Here is a 1,108-nt window from a genome sequence, read left to right as displayed (position 1 = left end):
CCGCTGCCGGACGAGGACGAGATCCGCAAACGCCTGACCCTCGGCCAAGCCGTCGACAATCCGCTCACCCTCGGCCAATACCTCACCGAATGGCTGACCACCAAAGCCGACCTGGCCGGCGGCACCCTGATGTCCTACCAGATGCACATCCGCGTCCACCTCATCCCACACCTCGGGAAGATCCGCCTGGACAAGCTGCGCGTGAGCCACATCCGCGGCCTCGTCGACGCGATCGAAACGCAGAACACGAAGATCGAAGCGGACAACCTGCGCCGCGCCGCCCTCAAAGTCGAACTCGGCCAAGCGGTCGAGACCGGAGACACCGACGCCGCGCGAAGAATCAGAGCCCGGATCAAAGCCCTCGGCGCACCGCGGCGAATCACCGGCCCCTCCAGCGTCAAACGCATCCGCGCCACCCTCTCCTCCGCCCTCTCGGACGCGGTCGCGCAGATGCTCATCCCCGTCAACCCCGCCAAACTCATCCGCCTGTCCGGCGGACGCCGACCCCGCGGCCTGGTATGGACCCAGCCCCGCGTGGCCGCGTGGCGCAAGACCGGCAAGAAGCCCAGCCCGGTGATGATCTGGACCATCGAACAGACCATCGCCTTCCTGCACGCCACCCGCGGCCACCCTTTCGCCGTCGCCTACCACCTGATGGCCTTCACCGGCATGCGCCGCGGCGAAACCGCAGGACTGCACTGGCACGACCTCGACCTCGACGCGGGGGAACTGACCGTCACCTGCCAACTCGCCCAGATCGGCTGGGAAACCAAGCTGACCGCCCCCAAATCAGAAGACTCCTACCGCACCATCGCGATCGCCGAGCCCATGGTCGAGCTACTGCGGGCCCACCGCGCCAAACAGGAACGCGACCGCACCGCCATGGGCGAAGCCTGGCCGGATACGAACCTGGTCTTCACCCACCCCGACGGGCGCCGGTTGCACCCCGCGCAGTTGACCTACGAGTTCTACAAACTGGTACGCGAACACGACCTACCGCCGATCCGGCTGCACGACCTGCGCCACGGCACCGCCACCCACGCACTCACAGCAGGCATCGACATCAAGCTGGTGCAGGACCTGCTGGGCCACACCACATCATCGTTCA

At 66.8% G+C, this 1,108-nt stretch carries 1 protein-coding gene; it reads left to right on the top strand.

Features of this window, described 5'->3' with window-relative positions; genetic code table 11:
• The coding region (locus KGA66_RS29155) for a site-specific integrase (protein ID WP_211472840.1) at window positions 1–1,108 on the top strand (1,108 nt) is incomplete at both ends.

The organism is Actinocrinis puniceicyclus (assembly GCF_018283645.1).
GTDB classification, from domain to species: domain Bacteria; phylum Actinomycetota; class Actinomycetes; order Streptomycetales; family Catenulisporaceae; genus Actinocrinis; species Actinocrinis puniceicyclus.
This window is presented reverse-complemented; position numbering and strand designations above follow the sequence as displayed.